Origin of the sequence: Yersinia pekkanenii (assembly GCF_001152565.1) — a bacterium.
In the GTDB taxonomy this organism is placed as follows: domain Bacteria; phylum Pseudomonadota; class Gammaproteobacteria; order Enterobacterales; family Enterobacteriaceae; genus Yersinia; species Yersinia pekkanenii.
The window spans coordinates 1-25847 of sequence record NZ_CQAZ01000026.1 but is presented as its reverse complement, the minus strand read 5'-3'; the positions used below and the strand labels follow the sequence as shown (position 1 = coordinate 25847).

Below are 25847 nucleotides of genomic sequence, written 5' to 3'. Positions count from 1 at the left end.
TGGGTGGGTGATATTTAGATAATAAAAAACCCCGCATTAGCGAGGCTCATTGAGTGGTGCTCTAGCCGTTTAGAAAATGAATTTTGCAAGCCCTAAGATAGCTAGCCCAGTACCGACAGTCCATGCGATCTGTTTGTTGATCGCCGAGGATATAGAGCTATTCATTTCGCTAAGGCTTGGCTTTTGAGATAGCTTATTATCGATATCGATTTGCTTCTGAAGAAGGACAGCAACATCGCGTGATGTATTGGCACAGGTGTCGCGCACCGAACTGATGTCGACTCTTGCCACTGCAAGGTTTGCTTTAATGTCTTCGACATTTGCCTCTAACTTTACAATCCTAACTTCAAGCATGCCACTACCCCCGTCGCCGCCGCCATGCTGAGGAAAATCACCAAATAATACCTTTTTGTCTTTAAGTCCATTATCCATCTTCGCCATTCCTTTGTTCTTCAATCCATTTTAGAACGGGCCAAACAGCTATATTGCTAGTGAATCCGCAATTACGGCAAATAAGGCGATAATGGTAGTTCATAAGAGATAGTCTTGGGCCATCGGTATCAACCTTCACATAACTGATGTAAGTAAACTTTCCGCTTTCATAGTTATCTATTTCAGTCTGTGGAATACCAATATTATCGCTATGGCACATTAGGCAGCTAACAACAGGAACTCCACGTTTATAGAGAAACTCAGACAGTAATTCAGGTGAAACTTTTGACAATCGATCATATAGCCTTTGATTTAGTTGCCTTTCCCTTTCATCCTCTGAATCTGACATTTTGCATACACTCGAAGAAATATTTACTCACAGATTAGCATAGAGGTGACACAAAACAACGCAAAACCCCGCGCTTGGCGGACTGTCGTTTTCTATGGGCTAGGTAATCACATACTCATATGTTTTATCGCTATATTCAGCGAGCGTTAATGATGTCGTGCCGTCTGAATTTGGTTTTTTCTCTGTAACAGTCCATAAAGTTGAATCCAGCTCTGTCAGCGTGGCGATGATGTACCTCGATGATGATTGTTTATTCTCACCATCCCAGATGTTTAGCGGGATGTCAGGAATGCTGGACGTAAACCCCATTGTTGTATCGTTACGGGGGTAGGCCCTGTATCGGTTACTTGCGTAGCCAGCATCGTCAGTGATGACGACATACATATCACCCTCAAATTTAATGTTTTCGTTTGTGTTAAACAGGTCGCCGCTTCGCTGAACGATATAACCGGCCTGCTGATTATCATCATAAGAGTCCGCCGCCTGTATCATCATGCCAACATACGTGTATTCCCCGTCCGCAAATACTTTACATCCCATCCTTATGCGCGAATGTATTAGCCTGTTCACTTCAAGAAGCGCCCTATCTCTCGCCTGATACTCATTCCGACACCCAAGTAGCTTAATCTTGACTGGCGATTCAGCCGCTTGCTCAACAATTCCGGTATCGGTGATCCGATAGCGAATAAAGGTTTTCTTATTTGTTGTCGGACTCACATACTCAAGTTCTACGCCGTCATTACCGCCTGGCATAGTCATGTCATAAGTGATGCTGTACTCGTCAGTGTGCATATTCGAACGGTTGAACGAGGCCATGGGGAAATCGACTTTCTGGTCACGAACAAATGAAAGTACTCCGTCATCAATAAAGGCTATGACACGGGCAGCGTCACAAATAGTCTGCACCCGGTCACCGAGTGAGATATCTTCATCGTCAAATGTGTAATCAAAATATCCCAGCCGAGAGTCCGGCAATGATGCAGCTATGGAATAAAGTTCATACAGGTCGATAGTTGACGTTGCCTGGCGACCGATAACCAGCCACGTATGCGCCACCGCATCGGCGAACGAGCGAGACGGGCGAAGCGTGTAATCAACGAGGCGTGTTGATAGGTTATAGGTGATAGTGTGCCGGTTAATGAGTGCGTTATACTTCCGTTGTCGCGCCCCTGTAGCCTGCTCAGTTGCCCTAACGATTACCCTGACAAGAGTGTCATTTGCATGAACTTCGTTGTTCCTGACGCGAACAGAGTGTATTTCAGCTAATTGCAATGAGTTGCTATCTGAGCTGTTATTCGTCCGGGTAACCTGTACGGCATATCGACCGTAACCAGCGCTTGGGATCAGCTTAATTGTTTGAAAGCGGAAATCCTGACCGCCAGAGTTATTCGATATGCTTCCACTATACGTTTGCGACGGGGCGATCTGCGCATTGTCATCATCAACCTTCCAGTAAACTACTGTATATGTGGCAGTGGCGTCATTGGCTTGCTGCGCTTGAAAGTGAACCCACAGTTGATTGCCGGGAATTGGTGCAAAATACGGCCCCATCGCAAGCGGCTGATTGTCATTGATGATTAACTTAGTGCTGTTCACCGTCGCCGTGGTTGGCGTGGTGTTCGCATCTGCACCCGTCAGATTTTTAAAATAGAATGTGTAGAAATACTGCGGTGAAATAATTGCGCCATCATCCGTTAATGTTGCCTGGAATAAGTCGGCAGTTATTTCCACATCTCTTGTCACATTGCCGCTTGCGGTGCCGTAAGTGACATTAATAACAAATGTCACAGCGCGAGGTTTCGTTATATCGTAGAAATAATCAAACTCCGCCTGCTTCTTGATCCTGACCGATATCTGCCCGCCAGCATAAACTCCGTCAATGACATTCGTGGAGGTTGCCGTGTATGCCGGAAATGATTCACTTTCATTCGGGCCGGGTATTTCTTGCCCGTCTACATCATCAAACTCGAAGCCTTCATTAATAACCGGAATAACCGTACCAGGTGGAAATATCTGATAACTGGCCCCGGCCAGCGCGGTGAGATTTGATTCAGAGTATCGAACACTGGTTACCGTGTAGCTTCCAAGGCCGAAATTCATCCATTCCGTGACGTATTTGATGTTGTCGATGAACTCAAACATGGACTCTTGGATGAGGTCAGGGTAGGAGCGAACCTGCCCGTAAACATCGGGCCTTGCCTGGTACGTTCGCGCAACGTTTGTCTGCCCGGTCAACTTATTGTTCGGTGAGTCTTTGGTGTTACTCTCTGCAACAGAGAACGAAGCACCCCCGTTACCCATTCCCAACCATGAAAATACTTTGGTAACCAGCTTAAACACCGGTTTAAGAATGTCGCCAATAAATCCCTTTGGCTGGTCAAATATCTGAATCCGATGACTTTCAAGTAATGGAAATGACAACTCATCATCTTCTGATAACTTTCGTCCATTAATGACAATATCGACATCGCTATGAAAGTCCTGGGCATCAAACCACTCGAAGAAGTCAGTGCCGCTATCAACAGTAACTCGTTCTTTAGGCGAGCCGGGTACTCGCTGGATCTCTATTTGCGGCATATTCAAAGAACTCCAGTCTGGTAAATGTTTTTTCGATAATTCGAAGCCGATCCATTCTCACAGCCCCGTTCTCACCTCGGCTATGAAGCGCTTGCCCGTCGATGATTAACCCCACATGTTCTGGACGCTTTCCGACATATCCAACAAAGATGCCGTCATTCACAGGCAGGCTCACCTTTCGCCAGTAAACAACCTCCTCTTTGAAGCAAGTCAGAAATTCGCTTTTTGACTCGTAGCCATTCTTGCTGTGTATTTCTCTGCCGAGGACGTGTCGGTAATACAACACAACCAAGCCCCAGCAGTCACAACACTCAAAATCACAGGCGCGGTTAGCCCACGGAATGCCTATCATCCGTTTAATAAATTCTGTTTTGTTCATAATCAGCCGTTGATTAGGCCCGGCCATTCGGCGGGGTCATACCTGAATGCCACGTTTCTATTGAGAGAGTTTGTCATTGAAAGGGAGACGTTGACGTCGAGCGCATCAAGGGAGCAATCGGACACATATAATTGCCAGCTCTTTAATTCCGTTGTTACATCAGCAGAATCAAACACACGATAAACAACCGTAATCGGGTCAATTCGGCTGTAGTTGCGCCACAACTTAAGCTGTTGCTTAAAGTCCTGCGCCAGTCTGCTGAATTTAAGTGTTGAGTCGATTATCGGCGTACTACTTTGCTGGCTTTCCGTCAGTTCGAACCGGCAGGGTTGATATTCATTTCCACCCAAGACTTTAGGAAAGATTTGATTATTCACCAGCCGGATTATTCCAAAGGAAACATGATTGAATTCGATTGCTTCAAATATGATGCGGTTCGGTCTTTGCGCCCTTATTTCGCGCAATGTTGGCATTATTCACTCCGGGGTAATGTTTCGGTTACGATGATATCGAGCCAGCTACTCCACGGTGCTGGTAGCTCAATCAGGATGTCGTCAAATTCATCATCCGCGTTAAACATGCCTCTTGTGATGACAGTCCCCGCCCATGTGATGATATTTCCGTTCATGTTCATCTGCGGGTAGGCGGTAAAATGCAGTTCCTGCATTTGCACTTCAACTCCACCCAGGTTAATTGGCATTCTGAACCAGCGATTACACCCGTCGAGATACTTGGGGCTTCTTAGCCACTGAGTGAACGCTCTGTTCTGTTCAATGGTTAATATCCAATTGACACTCCATGTCGTTTTGAGGTCATCGGTTAATTTCTGGAATATTGGCGCACCGACTTGGGGCTGGTCAGTCCGGAAACCCGTATCGGTTACCTGGTTCTTATTCGCTTTCTGCGCCAGCGGAAACCAGTCAGGATAATCAACAATCAATTTGTCGCCCTCCGGGGTGCGTTGTGGAACGTTGATATAGCCTGACCGACTGGCCCACCTTGCGAGATGTCATAGACAATAGCCTGAATGGTCACCCCGCCTTTACCATCCGACTGAGCTTGCGCATCAACAGTGGCTCCAGATGAGTAATTTTCAAAGTTCATGGTGACGTTTATCTGCCCACTGCCGCCATTCATGTCCTTATTGCTGACAACAGACCCATTATCACCGGGGATCATGTACTGCTTGCCATTGGATGCCTGGTATATCTCTGGAAGTCCACCTTCACCAACTTGATACATTGAACCGGCTGATACCGGGCCGCCGTTCTTGCGCTTGCCTGATAGCGCCATGATGCCAGCCATCGCACCAAGCCCGATTGCCACCGCACCGCCGAATGACGCAACTGACGTCATTATTGCAGCCGGAGTCCATGCTGCCGTTGTGGCCACAGCCGCCGTTGTGCTGGCTGCAGTTTGCACACCGATACCGGCAACCTGTGCTGTAGTAGTGGCAGCTATTGCCGTCTGCTGTGCTGTCGCCCCCATAATTGCCGACTTAGCCCAGTCAACACCCATTTGAACAAATGTATTTATTACGCTATTTAGAACTGTCCTACCGATTGAGCGCAAAGCATCTTCGGCGCTCATGCTCTGCGTTATTATCCCAGTTAGCGCATTAGAGGCGTTACCTGCGAAGCTATCAAAAGCAGCGGCTGCAACTTCACTACCTGTACTCTGCTGCCTCCAGATATCCCATTGAGCATCTAGCCGAGCTTGTTCGTATTGGGTATTCGCGGCATTCATCAACGCAAGCCCTTGCTGCTCAGTTATCACCTTTTGCTGAGTGAATTGCTGAATGAGGGCCAATTTACGAGTATTTTCATTTGCCAGCGCTTGAACTGGATCAACTTGCGCGGCCAGTTCTTGTTGTGGGGTTACAGATTTAGCCGCAGATGCTTCCGCTATCGATTTTGAATAGTCAGCGGCAATTTGCACTCTACGCTGCTGTGACTGTTCGAAAGATATGTCACCTGCCGCAAGCTGTCGGTCTAGCTGTGATAAATCTAACTTACGTTGCTGCTCAGCTTTGGCAACACTATCAGCATCAATTGCAGCCTTTTTATCAGCCATGCGCTGTTGAATATCAAATATCTGACCGGCTTGTTGCATTGCCTGCTGGGTCTGCTGCTGAGAAGCTCCAGCGCCCAGGTCTTGAACAGCGGCAAGCTGTGCAGATTCACGATTTAGTCCTTTTGTTTTTAGCTCAGCAACAGCCATTTCATTGCTTAAATCTTGCAATGATTTAACCCGGCGTTTCTCTGCTGCTTCGGCGGCAGTTTCTTCCTTCGCCGCCGCTGCCGTTTCCTTTTTAGTATTCTTTTTGGCTTCACTTAAATTGTATTCTTCAACAGCCAAATCCTGAGTTCGCTGAATTGCCCGATCATCGGTCTCTCCAGCATCTTCAGCAGCGTATTGCGCTTGCAGTTTGGCCTTTTCTACCCCCTCCGCCTTCGCTAAAGCAACTCGGCGTTCAGCTGCTTTAATCAGAACTTTCGACTTATCACTTAATGGTTTCATTAAGTTAACTTGCCCGTTATAACCAGCAACGGCGTCAGCAGATAAACTAAATGCATGTGCAACAGCATTCTGAACGCCAGCAAGCATCCCACCACGGCCAATCGCGGAGTCTGTAGCTGTAATATTATTTTGCATTGTGACTAGATATTGCTGAGTGATAATATCCAGGTTCTTTTGAGTACCGGATAACCGCCCCTTGGCGTTTTCAAGTTCTGCCGATTTTATTGCTACAGCATTTTCAGCTTCAGCAACTCGTCTTAATACTTTTGAATATTCTTCAGTCCCTGTATCTCCAATAGCATCAAGCGCGTTTCTACGCGCCAATTGCACTGATAACGAATCGTTCAGCTTTTTCAGCTCACTATCTAGATCACTGACAGCGTCTTTCTGTGTTTCTATTGATTTAGCAGCCTCAGCCATAGTGCCGCGCAATTGCGTAGCACTCATCTGATTCATCTTTTCAATAACACCATCTAATGAATTGGCAAATTTAACCGCTTCTGCTTTCGCTTCTTCTGTTTTTTGATACCAGTAGTAGATAGCTGCTGCCGCAAGCATTATGACGCCGCCTGGGCCACCCAATAGTGAATAAACGGAACTAAGTGCACTAATGGCTACTTGTTTAGCTCTGGCTGCTAAAGTTGCCGCAGCGGTGGCTAGTGTGAATCTTTCTGTAGCAACCACAACCGCATTTGTCGTTACCGCCTGCTTAGCCTCCGCTGTAGATGCCGCCGTTGCCGCCGCAGCCCTATTGGCCTGCGCTGCCGTTAATGCATCATCAGCCACGATCAACCGATCAACAGCACCTTGCCTTTTAGCGTCCAGTGCCATTTGTTCGGCGGCTAATTTTGCCTCTAACACCCCGCGAGACTTAATTGATGCCTGTAAATAATCTTCTGCAACAGCCCTTGCTTCTGCCGTTGTAGCTGACTTGATATTCGCTCTTGAACTGGCCTCGACAGATTTGACGTACTCAATCTCTGTCATAGTTTGTGCAATGGTTTTTTCACTGAGCAAAATGGCGGCATTGCCACGCTCAACAGCCGTTTCCATTGCTGTAACGTTGGCTTTGGCGGTGGCAACGGCAGCATCAGCAGCAGCTAAATCACTCTTGGCCTTTGCTGATACTGATGCTGTGGCCTTATCCTCTGCATTGGCTCTAAAAAGCACATCTTTAGCGAGGTCCAGCTCAGATATTGCCGCTTTTGAATTAGCCGCAACTTTCTCAATGACAGCCTTTGATGAATTGCCAATTGAATTTAAATACTTACCCAACATAACTGATGCAGCGGATCCAAGAGCAACAGTGACAGCATCTAAATTTTCACTCAATGTCACAAGGACACCGTTGAATACTGATACGGACGATTTAACTGTCGCTGATTCACCAACAAACTTGGTGACGTTGTTGGTTGCAATCTGCATTGATTGCCCGATTGTTGCTGTTGTCTTGGCGAACTCAGCCTCTATTGTCGGGGCCATCTGCTTAAATGCGGTGATCAGAACATCAGTTGTTAACTTACCCTCTGCCGCCATCGCACGTAACTGTCCAGTCCCGACACCAAGCGAATCTGCAAGCCCTTTCATTAATGCCGGGGCTTGTTCGCTCATCGAGTTAAATTCCTGCCCACGCAACACGCCGGAGGCTAGCGCTTGCGATAACTGAACCAATGCACCTGCCGATTCTGAGGCTGTAGCGCCAGAGATTGTCATTGCTTTTGATATTGTCGTTGTAATATCACCCAACTCAGAACCGCTCATGCCAGTGCTTCTCATTGCGCGTTCTAAGCGAGAATAAAGGGTTGCGATGCTATCAAGGCTTGAGCGGCTATTCTGGGCAATATCGAAAACACGTTGATTAACCTCAGCAAGGGTCTCACCTGTTTTTATTGCGTTAACCAGCTTGTTATTGAGTACCGTCCATGACTCTGCGTAATCAGCAATCGCCTTGACTGATAAGGCAGTGGTTAGTGCACCTGCTACTTTGCTTAACGAAAACATGGACTTTTCAGCGCGATCAACAGACTTAGCCGTTGCATCGAACTTGCCTTCCATCTGGTCTAGTTGACTATTAACTTTTTGTTGAGATGAGAGCAACTTACCCATCTCCATATCCACTTCGAATACAATGCCGCCCATATCCTTTTCATTAGACATTCTTCGCTAGCCTCGCCTTTTCTTCTGCAATTAAACGCTCCTGGAGGCGATCATCTGCATCCATGATTTCATCGTATTCTTCGCGGGTGAACCCCTTCTCTTCTGGGTATTTAGCCTTGAGCAGCAACTGAAACTCGGTCATTGTTAACTGTTCGGCTTCGGCGCGGGACATACTGAAGTGAATTCTTGCTGAGTTGATGTAATCCATTGCATTAAATTCAGTGCCGTATTCGTTCTTGCCTTCATTTTTTTGCAGCTTTCTTATTTTGGCTTTACCGATTACACCATGTTCAATTAATTCTCTCGCAATGGTAATTACTGTTTCTTTTGAAACTTTTCCGGGGCGGTAAACAATACAATTTCTCCATCCTTTAAACTCACCGACAAGTGCCGATACCGAATTATCACAACAAGCTTCGATAACCCTTATAGCGGCAGCGAGAATGTGCTCTGAGCATTGTTTGATAGCCTTGTTTGGCATTAGTGATGTTGGCAGGTTGGCATTTATTACCGGCGTCAAAACCTGATTTAATTCAGACCCATTCAGCACTGCATATATTTCGACAATCTCAGTCGCTGCACCTATTTTGGTCATGTTCTTTAATGATGGGCGGAAGAAATAATCTTGCTGACTCACAGTGTCAGACAGGAGCATTTCTCCAATATCAAGCATCGGTGTCATGATGAACCCTGAGATTTAGATAATAAAAAACCCACTCGAAGGTGGGCGATATACAGGTAATAAAAAACCCGCATTTTGCGGGTTATTATATTTCTCTACTTAACTTTGTGATTGCAGCTATCTTAGTTTTTGGGTGGCTTCAGTGCATATGTTAGGGATACCCATGCGATACTGTCGTTGCCTTCCTGCCTCTGAATATTTAATGTAGCAACCACTAATCCATTTCTAAGCTCTACCGCAAAATTGTTTTCAATCTTTCTCTCATTACCAGGTATTAAGGATGACTCATGAACCTTTTCCCTCGGTGTGCTATTTTTTCCTTCAAATCCAGATCCAATATTTGACAATACATAGTTATATGTCGCAGCCGCGATTTTAGCGTCCGATTCAAGAGATAAATTCATTTCTCTGGATCTTCCCTCAACTGCAATTAAGCCAAAATCTCTATCAATATAAGCAAGGTAGTAATTCAAGAGGTCTTGTTTTACAGGTGATTCTCTTAATAGGATCTGAGTTATCCCATTGTCCTTAGATAACTCTAAATAACCATTAAGATGCATGGCTTTTATAGCCGACGAAGACTGCCCCCATTCAAAGCCGAATGGTTTCTCTGTTTTCTTTTCGCAACCAGCCAGCGCAAGGCATAATGAAATAATTAGGATCAGCTTCCGCACACCACCACCTCTCATCATTAAAAGTAAGCAAATGCTAACAGATATGGAGTGCAAAACAACGCAAAAACCCACAGCTAAGTGGGTTGGGTTTTGTGTGATGCTGAATTAATTGTTAGTTAATGGTTATCTCGGCCTTTTTGCCACGGAAAATAACCTTTTTGTTTTTGGCCCGAATACAGGCGTCGGATATTGCTTTCATCCCATATTCAACATTTGCGATATGTTTGCGCATCGCAACGATTTCAGCTTTCGGAGCTGAAACATCATAACCAGCCATCTCCATGATATTAATAAGCTGTATCGCAGCAGATGTGTCGCTATCGCCGCACAACATATCAATCGTCACATTAAGGGACGGAGTGAAACAAATAAGATCTTGTTTCATTTTGGCTATGTTCTCTCGGTTACCGTATTTAACCGCTGGGTTATTATCGAACCACCACTGGATAGGTAGGCTAATTTCCAACTTCGGAACTGGTAACGCCTCCTGCTTGCCGAGGAACTCACCTTCAATAGGAACTCGCGCAGCCAGAGACAGAGCGTCGGTAAACTGGTCTTCACTAATTTCTTTGTAGCTGCAACCAAAGTGAGTTTTCAGCGCCGACCACATAGTGATTATGGCCTTGGCTTGATTCTCTTTTGGTAGAGCCTTGCCGCGATTCATTACTAACTGTTTGACCGCTTCCTGCTGTTCGATGGTGATTTTACCGGGCAATGCTTTCTTGGTGGCTTTACGTGGGTTAACAACTAAACCTTTAGTCCAGTATTCGTAAAGCACATCATCACATTCTTCTTGGTACTGAATCACTTTGTCGCGGATTTCAGGTTTAACCTTGTTAGGGCTAATGGTCTGGAGCCAGCCGTTGAGTTTGCGTAGTGCCAAACAAGTAACATCACGCTGCTGATCGTCCCCCGGAAGCTGCATTGTGATTTTCACAACGCAGGTTTTAAAGCGGTTTTTCAGCTTTGTAAACTGAGAGGCCCAATCCATACCCATGCCATCAATGATTGGTTTCATTGGTGCATACGGTTCGCCGTTATGGTTCACGACATACAGATTCGCTCCGTGGAATGGCACATTGATAGTGGAGATCTGAGTTGCTATACTAGTCATTGTTAGTTTCTCGCAAGTTGCTGACAAATTTGAGGCCCTAGCTGTTCCACCAGTTGGGGCTTCGTTCATTCTGGGCACTTAACACCCTGTCGCTCTGCATACTCCCTCATTGCCCGAACCGCTTCCTTGCTAAACGACCGATCTGAGTTCTTGGCTAGCCCTTCCATGGCTTTTTCAAGCCATTCAGGCATCCTTAACGTTTTAACTTTCATCATCACTCCTTTGTATGTGGTACGCATACATATTAATGCATACGCATTGATAGTCAATAGGTACGCATGTACTATTTCAATATGCGTAGCGCCATCAGTTAATCGGCGAAGGAGTTATGATGTCAGAGCGTAGATACCGGCACCCTCAAGTCAACTTGCGATTACCTGAGGAATTAAAAGAGAAAGTAGCAAAGCTTGCAGAGGCCAATGGCAGATCATCAAATGCAGAAATGGTGATGGCTATTGAGGCCTGGGTAAATGCCATGGGCGAGCCACCAAAACCCATAATGGACGAGTTGAAAGAAAGGCTTGAGGCACTAGAACTTCGAGTTCAAGAACAATTGAAACGCGCGATCTAGAGCGATAACTAGCCAACAAAAAGCCCACCTGAGTGGGCTAGAATGCAAAAACCCGCCGTAGCGAGCCTGTAAAGTAGTTTATACGGTTATTTAGGATGTAATTCTTTGAGGACATTGCTTAGTGAATATATTATTTTGTCGAAATTCTTTTGATGCTTGTGAGATCCTGCGACGCTAGCCCCAAATTTCAATGATGAATCCATAGCTACAACACTTGACTCATCGTCTATCTTATTTACTGAAATGGATACATTCTCCCCCCAAGAAAACAGAGACATTCCAACACTAACGGTTGCCCTGCGGAGAGACCTGTCGCTTTCTTTTATGCTCATACCTACGTTTTCAACGGCTTTTTCTAAAACGTCAAAAACAAAATCAGCATTATAAGGAAACTGTTGTTGTGTCGACTGACTTGCAAACCCCATAACCCCTCCTCATGCAAGTTGCATAAGAAACCATCATTAAAAGTAAGCAAATGCTAACAGATATGGAATGCAAAACAACGCAAAAACCCACAGTTAAGTGGGTTGGGTTTAAAATTTTAATAGTAACTATAGATATAGGTTGTCGCGTGAAATTATATTTACTATGTGATGACAAGCTTTAGGATTAAAGCTTCTTCCCCATTCTTCAATTTGTTCAATTGTAAGCGTTTGGCAACTCCAAGGGATTACACCACTATGTCCAATGCCGCCTTTCCCAAGAGTATCGATAAAGGCGTTGGACTGAATATCATAAATCCTAACCTCGGCAATGCTAACTATGCTGCTAGCCCATAATGACCCGCCGGCTAGGCTTTGCATGTTGTCACAGACCAGATACTCATGCTTGTCAGTTAGCATTCTATAAATATGGCTAGCGAGTCCTGCCCCACGAAAATCATTATCTATTACTGCGCTTTTTATTTGTTTTGCGGTGAGAACTCTTCCATCATTTTCAGTGAAATTAAAATCTTTATAAGCGATTCTACCAATTAGAGTGGTAGTCAACTCATCTTCCATATCCTGCTCTAGAAGAGTATTCACTAAGTCTTGCTGGGGTATATTCTGATCATCTAACTCACTACCATACTCAATATAGAAATCTTGAGTTGTGCAGCCAAGGCAGTAAACATCGAGGTAGTAATGATAATCACCACCTGTAACTAAATACTCATCAGCACGGAATAATCCTGCTTCCCGAGTAAAAAAGTGAAAAGTCTCAAGGTGCTCTTTAGTCCCAATCGGGGCTATCCTCAAGTCTTTGTTGTACGTGGCAATTAGATCGGGAGGCATTTATATACCTTTTAATGAAGATTACTGCTCCATTGATTCTTCATGTACATCGCAATGGCAGTCTCAATTCTATCAATTAGGCGATTATCAACCAACATCGGGTACTGGTCTGATGGTTTTACGATATAACGAATTTTTTCGTTGGACATGGCAATCTCAGCGAACGGTATAACTTCACCATCATCATGAGTATTGTTAAGAGTAACAATAAAAAGCTGCCGATTAGGAGATACACGATCGCACAGTCTTCTTACGAAGAATTCATTCAGTGTGTCGTCGTCAACAAAAGAACTCACGACCTGAGTACGATTTTTAATCGTCTGGATCGACCTTCTGGCTAATGTTCTCATGTCCCCTCCAATGCAGCAAACCTCGCCACGCCTAAGTGCAAAAAGCCACCGAAACTATAGTCTCCAGTGGCTACTCGTGGAAATATAACCACGGTTGTTGACAAAGAGTGTATAGCTCAAGCTATATCTAATCAACTTTATGTTGCTTTCTTATGCTGTTTATAGCTCGATACCGAACCGTGGAAAGGTGTAAATTAAGCGCATACAGATACACGCTTAAAGGTATCGACTCACCAAACGCCGCACAGCTCGTTTAAATGGCTATCAATTTTGCATTTTATTTTGTGCTGTTTTTTGGCCCCACAACGGCTTCTGTTAACTTTAACACATCTTGCGGCCTTAAAATCTCCGCACGACTGCGCCACCATCATCAAGAGCACCGATAAGATGCTCTTTGTGATAATTACGCGGTGATAGTGATATTGCTCGTTCCGGTTTTAGCGCCATCATTCGTAGTGAATGTAATTGTCGCTGTACCGACTGCAACGCGGGTGACCAATCCAGTTGAGCTAACCGTCGCCTTAGTAGCATCAGAACTTGTCCACACGCCGGTTTTGTCGGTAGCGTCAGCAGGCAGGACAGTCGCGGTAAGTTGAACTGTTGCAGCGACCGCGCCGGTACTGGTTGCCGGAGCTACAGTTACGCTAGCAACCGGAATCGCCGAACCATCAACAAAAGTGACAGAATCAGCATCAGCAACTTTCCACTCACCGGAGTAAGTAGCGAAGTCAGAAGAGCCAAAGTCTGAGCTCCACGACGTGGTATTAAAGTAACCCTGAATATAAGTACCATCATCCACGCCAAGGAAATCAAAGCGAACCCAAATCCCCGGCTGTCGCCCTGCCTGCACCTCAGTGAATAGGTATTTAGACATATTTACAGGGCCAATCTCGGTTGCTTTAGCCCGTTTACGCCACTCACCCTCACCTGAGATAGTCAAATCCATATTAGTGACCAGGTTCTCAACTAGCCCCTTAGAATCATCTGCATCTGAAGAGATGGTATTCATTGAGTAGTCGAGGCCCTTGGTAGTCAGCGCACCCATGCGCTTCCAATCAGCCGCTAATGGTGGTGTTTCCGGGCAACCAAACGCCATCCGTAAAACGGCGACGCGACCAACCAGCTTGCCGTAATCATTTTGGCAACCTTGCATATTTTTTACCTCTATTAGTTCGGCTTAGTCGCCGTATTTAATTGCGAATTGAAGTCTGTAAACCAGACGTCCTTCAGTGGTGGTAACGGGAGATGGGATACTGCCGAGGTTTTCAATGTAGCCAATACAATCATTTGGATTCGGATTGGCCTGAACGTGCGTGATTATTGCCTGTGCTGCGTTATCCGCTGCTTCATCCTCATTAACCGCACCAATTACATCAACCAGGACGTAATACTCACTGCCAAGGTCGTTACGAATTGAGCTGCCACCGTTAGGCCGGAAAACAATGAACTGCTCGTCCAACTTGCCAGTATCCCGCCATTTGAGCATTTGAGTGGTGAAAGCAGTAGTTAACCCAGAATCGACAAAGTAATCGCGAACACGCCGGTGCATTGATGGAGTCATAGTTTCATTTCCTCCATAATTGCCTTTTCAATGGCTTGTTTACTATCCGCGAAACCTTTCGTAAGAAACTCTTTCTCAGCCATTGGCCTGCGGAATACCTGTTTAACGTCGGGGTCATGGACATATATCGCGTAATTAGCCGAATAGCCCACACGCCCGGTCAGCCTAGTGCCATTCGCGCTGATGTCACGAAACTGAGAATTGATAAGGGTTGATGTATCGATGGGGGTGTAGAGCGCGGCCTGTAACGCGCCAATGATTAATGCCTTGGTGATTGCCCTGACAGCTTTCCGGCCCTGAATATCTCCTATCAGCCTATCCAGATTGGCCTTTGCCTCTCTGATGCCTTTAACCTTCGCGCCCATGTCAGACTCCCGTTATCAACGTATAGTCATCTTTAAGTCGCTCAAAAGAATCAGCATCCCTGATTATCTGCCTGATTTCATCAGCATCATTAGGTGGGGTTAATTCGGACGATGCTCCGATGCAAATCATGTCGCCTTTCTTTGCATCACTGTATTCAGTCCAAAATGTGTTTTTGATGACAAATTCTTGACCGACTGCATTAGCTGCCACCTTGGATGTGCCGCCATAATCACAGGCAATGACAACCGGGGCTGAGTAGATACGCTTTCCATAATCATCCATAGATAAAGGTGACCATATGGTCGCTTGTGCGGTCTGAATCCAATCAGAAAGACTGCTCATGATAGATAGTCCTCGTACTGGTCTGGGCAATCACCATCTGCGCACTTCTTGAATCGGCGAATGGTCACTCGCTTGATGTAAAGAGATCGGATGAAGTCACCATCATCAAGCACGATAAACTCTGGTGGAGATTGGTTGTTGAAAGAAAACCACTCAGAGAATCGAAATCTGTTTACTTCTGGCATTAGTGTTTCCGTATACACCTGATTACCCTCTCCTAAGTCATAGGTAATCTTAATTTCAAGTTTTGAGTATATGGTCATGCTGCGACTAACCATTTCAGCCTCCCACCACATCAAAAAAGCCAACCGATACGCCCACATCAATCGGTAGCGAACCAGTGCAGCCAGCCGTATCCAACGCCGCCAAACTGTTCCTCATCGTCTTGATGTCGCCGCCATAATCAAATGACCGCGACGCCCCCGAAGGCGCTGACTGTGACTTTATGCGCTGATTGAAAGCAGTAACCGCCATGAGGGTGACGGCATACATGTGAATCAGCATTAAATCGCATTCGTCGTAGCCAGCCGCCTCCAGGCACTGACTTATGCTTTCCAATTTGCAAAGGTAGGCGTCAATCATGAAATCAGGGATGGTGTAACCAAGCGCAGACAACTGCTGTTTAACCTGCGCGGCTGTTATCTGCGCCATTGTTACTTACCTTTTTTAGTTGCCGCTGCCAGTGCTGCTTCTGCTTCTTCGGCCCGCTTGGTTACTTCAGCGATCGCTTCGGCGTGTGCTGCTTCTGCTTCTTCGGCTGCCGTGGTGAGTTCATCAATTCGGCCCAATGCCTCATCAAGCTGGGTTTGCAGCTCATTTCCATTGCTAACTGGCACGGATGGCGTAGCCACTTCAAATACCAGCTTCTCACCTTTCTTCTCCGTGGACTTCTCAGCCTTGCCGCTTTCAATCCACTTCCCGGCAATCGCATCATCAACTTCGTAAGACTGTCCAACCTCCAATTTCTGGAAGTTGGCACCGGCGAAAAGGTTTGCTACTAAAACTTTTACAAGTGCCATGATTCTTCCTTAGCTGGATGCGTGGATGACAGAGAAGTGACCGTTGATGTCCTGCTTAACCATCAGTCCAGCAGCACCCCATGAGCGCCACACGTAGTCAGAGTTGTAGAACTGGCGAGGATCGGCAACTGTACCGAATGCCTGCCCAACGATGGGAGCGATGACACCGGCTTGCAGGGGAATAATCACGATTTCGTTGCCAGTTAGCTCAACATCTTCTTTGATGGCTGAGATGCCAGATAACTTCATGATTTCTTCCAGAACTGTACGGGTCGAATTCACATCAAAATACTGTTCCCAGTTAGAGATGATTTCGCTCGATACATACCAGGTCTGTTGTCCGTACTGTAAATTTTGAAGTTTGAGTACATCACGCAAGGCAATTGCACCGGCCCGCATTGCTTTAACATCCGTACTGGTCGCAAAGTTAACGGTCAGGTTTACCTGGGCGACTCGCTCGTCGTGACGTAAGCCTTTCCAAGTCTTACCATCGAAATTGATGTAGTTGCCCGCCGCGTCGCGGAAGCCTTCCCAGATGTAATCCACATACTGGCGACGAACATCTTTGATAGAGCCAGCCTGAGCATCAGACAAAGAAGCCAGGGCCGAGCCTTTGTTGAATACTGGATCACGCCAGTTGAACTTAAAACCGCTGTCATGGATAGGAACCATCGTGCCATCGAAGGTGTAGGACTTAGCATCAAGTGCCGCACCAATCTGTCCAGACATCGATGTGTGCGCCCAACCACGACCACCAGTGCGAGCGTACTCGTACACTGACTCTTCTAAGCGAACCGAGCGAGACAGAGGCATCAGGTCATTCAATAGCGTGAACTCGGTATTGGGTTCGAATTCAGACAAAACAGTCTGGTCGTATGCCTTGTAAAGTCGGCGGATGTCGTCGATAGCATTCACGGCTGACAGTTCCGGGGCATCTTCAGCATCACCGCGATGCTTGGTGCGGGCGATGAAGTCAGCTGCCGCTTGGGCGCTCGCATTTCGTGCTGAAACAAGCTTCTTAAACTGGGAAGAGTTAACTTCAAGGTTCCCGGTTTCAGTGGCTTTCTTAGTGGAAAATACAAACATTCGGTGCTCCTTACTTAATAACAACGCGCAGGAGCTGGCCTGCTGTCGCGATGGTGTATGAACGGTCTTCTTCAACGTATGCGCGGGTTGACTCGCCAGTTGCTTTTGCTTTGACGCGACCGTTCACGACCGATAGAGGCTGACCTTTAGTGTATGTGCCGGTTGCGGCAGGTACGTTGAAGAAAACGCCAGGTGTTGGATGCATCCCGACAACCCAATCACCGGCTGCAATGGTGTCATCCACCGTTTTGCAGCGCAGGTAGTCGTAGTTGGCGACATACAGGATTGCGTCTTCATTGCCATCAACCGAGGCGGTAAATTTCTTCGTAGTATTATCGAAGAAACCACCCGTGCCAGGCTGAGTTGCAGCCGCCGCCGCGCCTTCACGGTGCAGCTGTGGATTTGCGAAGATGCCCCCCGCGTGGATTACGTGCTTTCCATCTTTAGCCATTATTTACTCCGGCATTTCGCTAACTGATTGAGAGGAATTGGTCTGGCGGAAAGAGCTATTCAGACCGGTTGATGTTGCGCATTGAGCAAATAGCCCATCGAGAGCCGCGCCGTCTAAAGCGTTTACTGCGATATCTTCAAGGCCGAATTTGGCTTTAACTGCCTCTCGCTTTTCAGTCTTCTCCTTGTCGGAGTTAACGCTAAGACCGGTTTCGATGGTGTTAAGCTTTTCGGCAAATGGCTTGAACCATGCAGGAGCTTCTTCGTTATTAGTTGCGGTTTCCTTGGCCTTTTTGTCCGCGTCTTCTTTTTCTTTCTTCGCTTTCTCATCAGCGTCGGCTTTTTCTTTAGCTTTTGCGTCTTCAGCGATCACTTGGTTGTATGCATCCATCAGCTCAGCTTCGGTCTTACCCTCGACCTCTTTGCCTTTCGCTTTCAGCGCATTAGTGATGAGTTCTTTCATCGGTTTTGTTTCCTCTTTGACGTGCTTATTGTTGGCGCTGAAAAACGCCATGAATTGGTTAAAAATCTGCTTGATTGCGGGGTCTTGCGGGTCGGGCATTTCTGAATCGGCGATATTTGCTGTTTCGATTTCCTGCTCGTCTCCTTCGGCGTTAACGAAGATGCCAACACCCTCTTTCGGAGTTCCTGCGCCTGGCTGGTCGAGCAATATGGCCACGTGATCAAAATCCATATTGGTGACGATCTTCTCGTACCGTTTACCTTTGGATTCACCGTTAGCCGTGATTTCTTTGTATATCAGGCCGGTCGAAATGTGGACTGGCTCTACGTTCTTACCTGCCGCCATGTCATCCAATCGCTGGATGAGCCGTTTTCCGTTGTCGCTACCCTCGGCATAGCGCCGGTCAACGTACATGTCGCCTGATACCTTGCCACCGTCACGGTTAACGTTTTGCAGCCACGCTCCAACGTGGTAGTCATTAACCGCCTGGACATCCCGCGCCGAAATGTGCTTACCGTTTACCTTCGGGTGTCCGAATGGCATAGGGTTGCGTTCTAGCGACTTGTAGCTTTTTTCAATTTCAGCTGCCGGGTATAACTTCCGATTCATTACGATATCGTCAACGAGAGGCGTGACGCCACGAACCACGATGTGTGGTTTGCCGTTGATTGTCTCGGTAGTGATGTTTGAAGCGGAGTTGATGACCGACAGCACGTTTACGCAGATGCGTGACATGCTGTGTCCTCTTTTATTGATTTCGGGCAATAAAAAGGCCGTCTAAGCAGCCTTCTGTTTTTGTTGCTCCTGCCAGTCTTGTCGCTCTTTGGCTAACCTCTCAACCATTCCTTGGTTGACTATTTTACCGTTTTCGTCAAGAAGCGCAGGGACAGTCCCGCAGTAGCAGTGATACTTGTTGCCATTCTCGGCATAGAACGCTTCAACCTCTTCGGTCGTGTACGTCCTGCCGTGTCGTGACGCATGCCATGCGCGAGTCGTTGGCTTGAGCGCTGATAGCCACAGCACAGCAGTGTTCAGCCCAAGGCGCTCTTTCGCCCAGTCTGTTTCCTGCCACTGAGCCTTGCGTAACGCGCCGACCTGCTCGGTCTGAGCTATCCGCTTGGCGCTACTCATCGAGACATCAAGGCGCTTGCTGATGATCCCCGCCGTCTCGCGTGGATTCACGCCACGACCGATTGAGTCAGAAATGATATTGGCTAGGTCTGCCCTTGCGGCATCAGAGATGCCTTTCCAGTCGCTGTAGGTCGAGATGAAAGCGGCAGCGATTTGGTTCTGATAGGCAGGTGTTGATAGCAGCGCCGCCAGCGTGGTTTGCTGCGCGTAAATCTGAGACTGTACTGACAGATTGGTGAATGCGTTTAACGTGCCTCGCTGGTACTCATCTGAAATATACTGAAGCGACCAGATGTTCTGTCCATTACCCTCAAGAAGATAATCATCAAGGATTGTCTGTACACGCTCCAAAAGCGCGGCAAGCTGCTGTGCATTCATGTCATAGATGAATGTGCCAGCGTTCACCTGATAGAGGCTGGGAGGCTCTCCATCATCGTTATTGCAGGCCATTACCCCGCGCTGCGCATTACCTTCCCTCACCATGCCAGTAAGTCGCTCATCGAATAGCTGCTTTAAGGCGGTTTTAATGCCCAAGTAACGCTCTTCGATATCACGGTACATCTTGTTAACTTGGCGGTATGACTGCGTAGGGTCAGCTTTGTTGCGGGGTATTATTGGCGTCCCGATTCGGGTTGGAGCTGGAGCCATCATTCAGCGGATCCTTACCGACTGGCGGCGCGTTGGGGTCTGGTTCGGTGAGCTCTTTAATTGGCTCAAGCTCACCGGCTGCACGTATTTCATTAGCCTCAACTGCTGGGGTTCCGTATGCCTGTTGGGTCTTGTACGCGATTTCTGCAAGCTTGCCCATGTTATCGAGCTTCTCACTGTCGCCAGGTGCAAGTAAATCAGACCAATCGACGGTAATTTCATCAGTCTTAGGCTGAGGAATAATGCCAATATCACTCCAGCGCTGAACAATGGAGGTTATCACCGATGACATCCAGCTATTTCTCCGCTCGTTGCAAGCCGCCGCCCAGGCTTTATTATCTTCCGTGGAGGCTAAATTTCCGGTCTGCTTTCCAAACAATATGTTGAATGGGCAACGAATCGTCGAGGCATAACTGTTTGCAGAAACAGTCCACGATGGCGTTGGGTCAGCTGCCGCCACAGATAAAACTGATGCCTGTCCTGCTTGCATCACCAGAGCGGAGTCCGACCCCCTATTTAATCGCGTTATTTTGTCATCAAGAGCATCACCAAGGTCTTTATACCCCGCGGCTATGGCAGCTTTTTTAAGGCTTTCCATGTCTGTATCTTTGGTAAATTCAACTCCCAATTGACGGCTGGCGTTCTTCAGGAATCCCTCTGCGCTACCACCCTTAGTTTTCTCTATGTCCAACAGGTCATTAAACCCTGCTTCATTTAGAGGGATGCCAGAGAGCATATTGTCGTCCTCTGACCCCTCAGCAAGAATGATGACTCGGCTTGGATGAACCATAACGCTGCGGACATTGCCGTAAGTGCCATCATCGCCAACGGGTTGCTCATTGAACGTGTAGTCAACTGGCTGACCATACGTTGGAGACATAGTGTCTACATCATAATTATTGGGCTTAATCTGCGATTCCCATGCGGGGATAAGCTTAACTAACGCTGATTCACCCAAGGCTCTAACCAGTGCTGCATCAACCGGCTCAGACCAAGGCCGATTATCTTTAATTTGCAAGATGATTGCAGAGTAGTGACCGACCATGTTCCGGCGATCGGCGTCCTTTATTTTTGCCCAGTGTTTTTTGAGTAGCTTGGTTACCAGCTTCTCCCACTCGGTTTCTTTCTTCGACTTGTCAGCGAACGGACCTTCGATAATCACTGGCTTATCTACCCAGCACGAATCCAGCGTTTTATGCACACCCGCATAAGCGGCTGAATTTCGTCGATATGTCCTGTAAAGAATCTCGAAATTCACTGCGTCCGGATAGCCGAATTCATCCCAAAGCTTTGTTCGCTTAGTGTTTCCATTAAATTGTCCGGCATATAGAGCCCTTTGCCGACCTACCCGCGCCACATCAGCGAGGGCATTCACAAGGAATTGAACCTCGTTATTATTTTCACTCACTGAGTGCTCCTTAGAAGAATACAGCGCCGACTTGTTCTTTGGGCTTGATGTAACCATCAAGCCCATAACGAATACCATCAAAGCAGTGGTTGTTCTTATCCTCGATCACCGGCAACACTTCGCCAGTAGTCCGGTCTGTCTTGTACGAATATAGCCGGGCTTCTTTTGCCGTTTCTTTGCATCGGGGATGAATTATGATCTGCTTGAAGCCACGTAGGCAGGTTATGCCGTCTTCAACACTGCCCGGCCACTTCTGAGCAGAGGAGATATTGAACCCCTGAGCCTTGATATGACTTATTGTTTCTGGTCTTGAGTTGTCGGCCTTAATCGGCCACTTACGGGCCTGTGGTATGCCTGGGAATTTAGCCTCATCTGTAACTTTCCATTCTTCCATTTGCTTAGGCTTGGCATCTTCTTTCCCAGCGTAGAATTTCCACATGTCGTCCAGTTCGACGTGGTTACCGTAAGCCTCATATTCGATGTATAAAATGCTATCGAGAATAAACATACGAATAAGCGTGCTCGGGTCTTTCGCAAAACCGAAATCTGCACCAAATAACAGTCTTTCTGACTTCTCCCACAAGTCATCAGGGAAGCTTTGGACGACATATTTGTTAGCCAGAACCTGCTTATCAGAGTTTTCTAGATAAGCACCTTCCCAAATCCATGCGTAATCCGCATAGTCCATGCTGGCGAGGTCATCCTGTCGCTCTTCTTCTAGCACATCAGGGAACCATGGGTTATCGCCATAGTTCATCTCGACAATCATTGAGTTTTTCGGAGGGGTTTTCCTGAATCGCTTATCAGTGGCGCTGCCGTCTTTCTCTGGGTTCCATGTTACCCATATCTCTGACCCAGCTTCGCGAACGGTGGGCCTAAGTTTCTTCCATGCGATATCAGAAACAGATTCGGCTTCATCCACCCATGCAACCAAAATCCGGGCCTTCGATTTAATGCTGTCAAGGTTGTGCCGTAAGCCGCAAAACACATAACTCACATTTCGGTTTTTAGTCCGAATGTACTTCTCACCAATATCGAAATAATCATCAAGCCATGGAACAGAACGAATAGCCTGTTTCACTTCCTGCATGGATGACTCTTCAAGAGAGTTCATATATTCACGGGCGCAGAGTATTACACCACTTAATCCCTGCTCTGCTGCCTGATACGCTTTCACTGCGCTCATCAATGCGAATGTGCGCGTCTTGGCAGAACCGCGTCCGCCATAAGCGCCACGGTAACGGACGCCTTCAGTTGCAAATACAGGGACTAGCTTGGCGGGGATAGGTAGGTCAACTTGGCTTTCCATTATTTGACTCTACCCCTACCAGCCTGATTATTGTTGGCTTAGTTGCCATGCTACCGTCAGATGACGTGTGATCGATTACCACCTTATCCAGCCCGACCAGCTTTGCCTTACCCATCGTTGCAGCAACAGCGGCCGATGATTGAGGTGTCTCTGCGGCCAATGCGGCTTTGCGAGCTTCTTCCAACTCCTTAATCAGTGAATCAACGGTTACATTGTGGCGCTGCTTAATTTCGCCTTGTAATTCAGCCACCCTTGCCGCGATCTTGCCGTTATCCAGCAACTCTTTAGCTTTGCGATTAATACTTTCAGGCTTCATCTTGTCAGCAGCATACGCCGTCCGATAAGCCTCTGAAGCATTACCTGTTTCGATGTATGCCTGACAGAAAGCCTCTTGCTTGATTGTCAGACTTGCCATAACAGAACATTCCGCTGGTTGAATTTTTGATTTGGGGTAAAACGCCGTGAAATTTCCAATCGATAAAACCTGAAACCTCTATAAGATTCTGTCAAAGGCACTTGTTAGCACCTTTTGCAGAGCTTTATAAACTCACATACTCACTTGTTACCAATTCCCGCGTGAAGCACTTATCAGTCATCCAATTCCAATGAAGAACCCCCGCTATCAGTAGAACCCACTTCATCTTCGGCTTTAGGCTCACTTTGTAGGTCAGCGTTCCTGTTTTCATTATCTTTTCCTTCTTCAGCATTTCCCACAGGAACAAAGTGCATTTTCTTCACTTCATCCGGCTTTAGATAAATCCACTCTCCCTCTTCAGTGGCTATAGCAACGAATCCATTCACTATCTCAGGTTGCTGGCGCGTCATTACCCCAACGTAGGTTTCACCTGATTGTGTTTCGACTGTGATATTCCACTTCTGAGTCATATTTATTCCAGTGGGTAATGATTGAGAGCCGTTGTGAAAGTGGCTCTCAATCCAGTTATTCAGGCTTAATCGGGAATGTGTCATCTCTAAACTCGTCCAGTTTACGCTTGGCAAGTTCAGTCATTTTTCTGCCTTCATCTATCCTGCCAACGGCTAAGTTTTGGCAGGCGATATCAAGCATTGCCGACATTTCAGAGAAGCAATCCTCATCGTATTTGTTTGCCGTTATGATCAGGCCGCCAACCGGTGTTGTTCTTTGATTAGTGGCGTCTTGTGGTTTCGCTCAAACATCCTGGTCAGCTCAGACTTGCGCTTTTCAAAGTCCCATCCCATGTTGATGAATACCGTATCTGCCCGCTGAAGTTCAGTAATGGCCCGGATTTGCTCAGCGGTCAGATAGTCCCGAATCGCCTCGGCCTTTCCGATTTCATTCTCTTTCCTGAACTTCGCAGAAGTTGCGCCAAGCACAATACGGTTTATCAGGTTAGCTTCATTACTGAAGTGATAATGTTCGGCCTCTTTCCCTTCCGCTTCTTTGCTGATCTTGATCGCATTGGTCATTGGCCGGTATTCAACCCTAGCTAAATCACGCTCGGCCTGAATAGCTGCTTCACGTTTAGCTTTTTCCCGGTAAGCAATAAAACTATCAACCAGACGAACCTGTCCATCTCTTGCTTTATCACCACCAATGAATGGCATGGCGATCAGAAACCCGCGCTCTGTCAACTCATAACATGGTTGGTTTTTGTTCTGTCTGTCGGTATAAGAGGAGGGCTTGAAATCAAGCTCACCTAAATGGCCGCTATCAATAAGTGAACGCAGATTTTGCATGAGGTTTTTATGCTCACGACCAAATTCATCAGCAACAACTTTGCTGCTTACAACAGGCTGACCATTTGCGATTTTAATTAGGTGCTTCATCGTATTTCCTTTTGGGGATATGAGTCAGTTCTCCAGATATGGACAGCCCAAGAGCGGCACGATGAAAGCCACCGTCCTATCTCTGCCTCACATCCCGAAAAAGACTCTTGGTTTTTATTGCGCGGAGAATGCGCGGTGATTTACTGCCAATAAAAAAGGCCCAGTCGTTAAACTGAGCCTTCATGTTCTTTGTTCGCGGCTTTGCTACTCCTCTCGGCGTTGCTACACCACTTCTCGTCTTTCCGAGCCGCCAAGATAATGATCAACCTCCAGTGGGGTTAAACAATTCTGTTTGTTACTCTTGAGATGGGATGCTTTCGTCAAGGTCTTTACGGCCTTGAGTTGGATTATCAAAGTATTCAGTAGCCATATTTATTACTCCATTAAGCGGTATCGGATAACTTCATAGCCTCGCCAGCCCAAAGCACCGAATAAAAATTCAGTCACTACGGCATAAGCAGCAAGCATGGATAGAGCGAGATTCAAAGCCTGCCATAGACCAGCACTACTGAATGCAAGCAGTAGCCAAATAGTTAGAGATATTAATTTACTAATCATGATTTACTCCTGCTCTCCTCAATCTTGCGAATGCTCGCCTTATCTGCGTTGCACTGCTCTATCACCGTTAGCAAGGTGTCATTCAGTAATAGGCTGTTACCCCAAGTTAATATTTCAGGCATCTCCGGAGGGATGCAGTCAGAAAGTAAGCTTGCTGGTATCGGTACCTGTGGCACCTGAACGTATTTGATTTGTGTGCCGGCGCAGGAGGTCAGCAGCGGCAGCAGGAACAAGCCGAATAGCACACTCATCCCCAGCAATATCTTTTTTAATCGCAGCAGCTCGTACCTCACCATCATTGCTAATGCGGTTTTTTTCATGCTCGTTGGCCTTGGCGATATCGTTGAATAGACGAACTGTCGTGGTGTAATTTCCTAGCGTGAATTGAGCTTCATTCCTTTCACCGGTTACTGTAGTGATGGTTTTATCCTTCTCTACCGATTGCCCGTAGTAGTGAAAAGTTAACCCGCACAATCCAGTGAAGATGGCTATCAGGACAGCGGCGAGTATTACCGTTACACGATTCATGCCGGATATTCTTTGTGTGGAAGCTGGAAGTGAGGCCCGTCTTTCAGTGTTTTCCAGTCGCCGCCCCACTCAATAGGAACGCCAACATCTTTG

At 46.9% G+C, this 25847-nt stretch carries 33 protein-coding genes; 1 reads left to right on the top strand and 32 read right to left on the bottom strand.

Features of this window, described 5'->3' with window-relative positions:
* Positions 1-69: 69 nt before the first annotated feature.
* From AEP37_RS13955 to AEP37_RS13915, 9 genes are all read right to left on the bottom strand, one after another.
* Positions 70-432 carry a hypothetical protein gene (locus tag AEP37_RS13955; RefSeq protein ID WP_235801402.1) on the bottom strand — a complete coding sequence of 121 codons (363 nt, stop codon included), beginning with the start codon at positions 430-432 and terminating at the stop codon, positions 70-72.
* Between the two features lie 448 nt (positions 433-880).
* Positions 881-3358 carry a host specificity factor TipJ family phage tail protein gene (locus tag AEP37_RS13950; protein WP_049613894.1) on the bottom strand — a complete coding sequence of 826 codons (2478 nt, stop codon included), beginning with the start codon at positions 3356-3358 and terminating at the stop codon, positions 881-883.
* Positions 3318-3737, bottom strand: coding sequence for an NlpC/P60 family protein (locus tag AEP37_RS13945; protein WP_049613893.1), 420 nt, complete (start codon positions 3735-3737; stop codon positions 3318-3320). The genes AEP37_RS13950 and AEP37_RS13945 overlap by 41 nt, the downstream gene beginning before the upstream one ends.
* A 2-nt stretch (positions 3738-3739) precedes the next feature.
* Positions 3740-4210 (bottom strand): hypothetical protein, encoded by a 471-nt coding sequence (locus tag AEP37_RS13940; RefSeq protein ID WP_049613892.1) that lies wholly within the window; start codon positions 4208-4210, stop codon positions 3740-3742.
* Entirely contained in the window at positions 4210-4677 is a 468-nt protein-coding gene (locus tag AEP37_RS13935; RefSeq protein ID WP_049613891.1) for a hypothetical protein, read from the bottom strand. Before AEP37_RS13935 ends, AEP37_RS13940 begins: the two co-directional genes overlap by 1 nt.
* Entirely contained in the window at positions 4674-8414 is a 3741-nt protein-coding gene (locus tag AEP37_RS13930) for a tape measure protein (RefSeq protein ID WP_049613890.1), read from the bottom strand. The genes AEP37_RS13935 and AEP37_RS13930 overlap by 4 nt, the downstream gene beginning before the upstream one ends.
* The gene (locus AEP37_RS13925; RefSeq protein WP_049613889.1) at positions 8407-9096 is read right to left on the bottom strand and encodes a DUF6246 family protein; all 690 of its coding nucleotides are present in this window, start codon (positions 9094-9096) and stop codon (positions 8407-8409) included. Before AEP37_RS13925 ends, AEP37_RS13930 begins: the two co-directional genes overlap by 8 nt.
* A gap of 122 nt (positions 9097-9218) precedes the next feature.
* Positions 9219-9770 (bottom strand): hypothetical protein, encoded by a 552-nt coding sequence (locus tag AEP37_RS13920; protein WP_049613888.1) that lies wholly within the window; start codon positions 9768-9770, stop codon positions 9219-9221.
* A gap of 112 nt (positions 9771-9882) precedes the next feature.
* Entirely contained in the window at positions 9883-10884 is a 1002-nt protein-coding gene (locus AEP37_RS13915; protein WP_082170809.1) for a phage antirepressor N-terminal domain-containing protein, read from the bottom strand.
* Between the two features lie 331 nt (positions 10885-11215).
* Between AEP37_RS13915 and AEP37_RS13910 the strand changes: the two genes are divergently transcribed.
* A complete protein-coding gene (locus AEP37_RS13910) occupies positions 11216-11455 on the top strand; it encodes an Arc family DNA-binding protein (RefSeq protein ID WP_049613886.1) in 240 nt (79 codons plus the stop codon).
* Positions 11456-11541: 86 nt separating this feature from the next.
* Here the strand turns inward: AEP37_RS13910 and AEP37_RS13905 are convergent, their stop codons facing one another.
* The 23 genes from AEP37_RS13905 to AEP37_RS13800 form a co-directional block, all read right to left on the bottom strand.
* A complete protein-coding gene (locus AEP37_RS13905) occupies positions 11542-11880 on the bottom strand; it encodes a hypothetical protein (RefSeq protein WP_050691952.1) in 339 nt (112 codons plus the stop codon).
* A 126-nt stretch (positions 11881-12006) separates the two neighbouring features.
* Positions 12007-12729, bottom strand: coding sequence for a hypothetical protein (locus tag AEP37_RS13900; RefSeq protein ID WP_049613885.1), 723 nt, complete (start codon positions 12727-12729; stop codon positions 12007-12009).
* An 11-nt stretch (positions 12730-12740) separates the two neighbouring features.
* The gene (locus AEP37_RS13895; protein ID WP_049613884.1) at positions 12741-13079 is read right to left on the bottom strand and encodes a hypothetical protein; all 339 of its coding nucleotides are present in this window, start codon (positions 13077-13079) and stop codon (positions 12741-12743) included.
* A gap of 403 nt (positions 13080-13482) precedes the next feature.
* Entirely contained in the window at positions 13483-14232 is a 750-nt protein-coding gene (locus AEP37_RS13890; RefSeq protein ID WP_049613883.1) for an Ig-like domain-containing protein, read from the bottom strand.
* A gap of 24 nt (positions 14233-14256) precedes the next feature.
* Positions 14257-14640 carry a phage tail termination protein gene (locus tag AEP37_RS13885; protein WP_049613882.1) on the bottom strand — a complete coding sequence of 128 codons (384 nt, stop codon included), beginning with the start codon at positions 14638-14640 and terminating at the stop codon, positions 14257-14259.
* The gene (locus AEP37_RS13880) at positions 14637-15005 is read right to left on the bottom strand and encodes a hypothetical protein (protein ID WP_049613881.1); all 369 of its coding nucleotides are present in this window, start codon (positions 15003-15005) and stop codon (positions 14637-14639) included. Before AEP37_RS13880 ends, AEP37_RS13885 begins: the two co-directional genes overlap by 4 nt.
* Before the next feature lies 1 nt (position 15006).
* Positions 15007-15348, bottom strand: a complete 342-nt coding sequence (locus AEP37_RS13875; protein WP_049613880.1) for a hypothetical protein — start codon at positions 15346-15348, stop codon at positions 15007-15009.
* Between the two features lie 279 nt (positions 15349-15627).
* A complete protein-coding gene (locus tag AEP37_RS13865) occupies positions 15628-15999 on the bottom strand; it encodes a DUF7370 family protein (RefSeq protein WP_049613878.1) in 372 nt (123 codons plus the stop codon).
* Between the two features lie 2 nt (positions 16000-16001).
* Complete coding sequence (locus tag AEP37_RS13860; RefSeq protein WP_049613877.1) at positions 16002-16367, bottom strand: hypothetical protein; 366 nt, start codon at positions 16365-16367, stop codon at positions 16002-16004.
* Between the two features lie 9 nt (positions 16368-16376).
* Positions 16377-17453 carry a major capsid protein gene (locus tag AEP37_RS13855; protein WP_049613876.1) on the bottom strand — a complete coding sequence of 359 codons (1077 nt, stop codon included), beginning with the start codon at positions 17451-17453 and terminating at the stop codon, positions 16377-16379.
* Positions 17454-17463: 10 nt separating this feature from the next.
* Positions 17464-17904: a hypothetical protein gene (locus tag AEP37_RS13850; RefSeq protein WP_049613875.1), complete on the bottom strand. Its 441-nt coding sequence runs from the start codon at positions 17902-17904 to the stop codon at positions 17464-17466.
* Between the two features lie 3 nt (positions 17905-17907).
* Entirely contained in the window at positions 17908-19101 is a 1194-nt protein-coding gene (locus AEP37_RS13845; protein ID WP_049613874.1) for a DUF2213 domain-containing protein, read from the bottom strand.
* Between the two features lie 42 nt (positions 19102-19143).
* Positions 19144-20145 carry a phage minor head protein gene (locus AEP37_RS13840; RefSeq protein ID WP_049613931.1) on the bottom strand — a complete coding sequence of 334 codons (1002 nt, stop codon included), beginning with the start codon at positions 20143-20145 and terminating at the stop codon, positions 19144-19146.
* Positions 20090-21553 carry an anti-CBASS protein Acb1 family protein gene (locus AEP37_RS13835; RefSeq protein ID WP_049613873.1) on the bottom strand — a complete coding sequence of 488 codons (1464 nt, stop codon included), beginning with the start codon at positions 21551-21553 and terminating at the stop codon, positions 20090-20092. Before AEP37_RS13835 ends, AEP37_RS13840 begins: the two co-directional genes overlap by 56 nt.
* A gap of 10 nt (positions 21554-21563) precedes the next feature.
* Positions 21564-22862, bottom strand: a complete 1299-nt coding sequence (locus AEP37_RS13830) for a PBSX family phage terminase large subunit (protein ID WP_049613872.1) — start codon at positions 22860-22862, stop codon at positions 21564-21566.
* Complete coding sequence (locus tag AEP37_RS13825; protein ID WP_049613871.1) at positions 22846-23277, bottom strand: terminase small subunit; 432 nt, start codon at positions 23275-23277, stop codon at positions 22846-22848. Before AEP37_RS13825 ends, AEP37_RS13830 begins: the two co-directional genes overlap by 17 nt.
* A gap of 173 nt (positions 23278-23450) precedes the next feature.
* A complete protein-coding gene (locus AEP37_RS25670) occupies positions 23451-23747 on the bottom strand; it encodes a hypothetical protein (RefSeq protein ID WP_049613870.1) in 297 nt (98 codons plus the stop codon).
* Positions 23748-23802: 55 nt separating this feature from the next.
* Positions 23803-23937, bottom strand: coding sequence for a hypothetical protein (locus AEP37_RS27590; RefSeq protein ID WP_280512715.1), 135 nt, complete (start codon positions 23935-23937; stop codon positions 23803-23805).
* A 41-nt stretch (positions 23938-23978) separates the two neighbouring features.
* Positions 23979-24668 carry a Rha family transcriptional regulator gene (locus AEP37_RS13815; protein WP_049613869.1) on the bottom strand — a complete coding sequence of 230 codons (690 nt, stop codon included), beginning with the start codon at positions 24666-24668 and terminating at the stop codon, positions 23979-23981.
* Positions 24669-25043: 375 nt separating this feature from the next.
* Positions 25044-25226: a hypothetical protein gene (locus AEP37_RS13810; protein ID WP_049613868.1), complete on the bottom strand. Its 183-nt coding sequence runs from the start codon at positions 25224-25226 to the stop codon at positions 25044-25046.
* A complete protein-coding gene (gene lysC, locus AEP37_RS28050) occupies positions 25223-25477 on the bottom strand; it encodes an Rz1-like lysis system protein LysC (protein WP_156305528.1) in 255 nt (84 codons plus the stop codon). The genes AEP37_RS13810 and lysC overlap by 4 nt, the downstream gene beginning before the upstream one ends.
* Positions 25365-25754, bottom strand: coding sequence for a hypothetical protein (locus AEP37_RS26125; RefSeq protein WP_049613867.1), 390 nt, complete (start codon positions 25752-25754; stop codon positions 25365-25367). Before AEP37_RS26125 ends, lysC begins: the two co-directional genes overlap by 113 nt.
* The coding region (locus AEP37_RS13800) for a M15 family metallopeptidase (RefSeq protein ID WP_049613866.1) at positions 25751-25847 on the bottom strand (97 nt) is incomplete at its 5' end. The genes AEP37_RS13800 and AEP37_RS26125, both read right to left, overlap by 4 nt.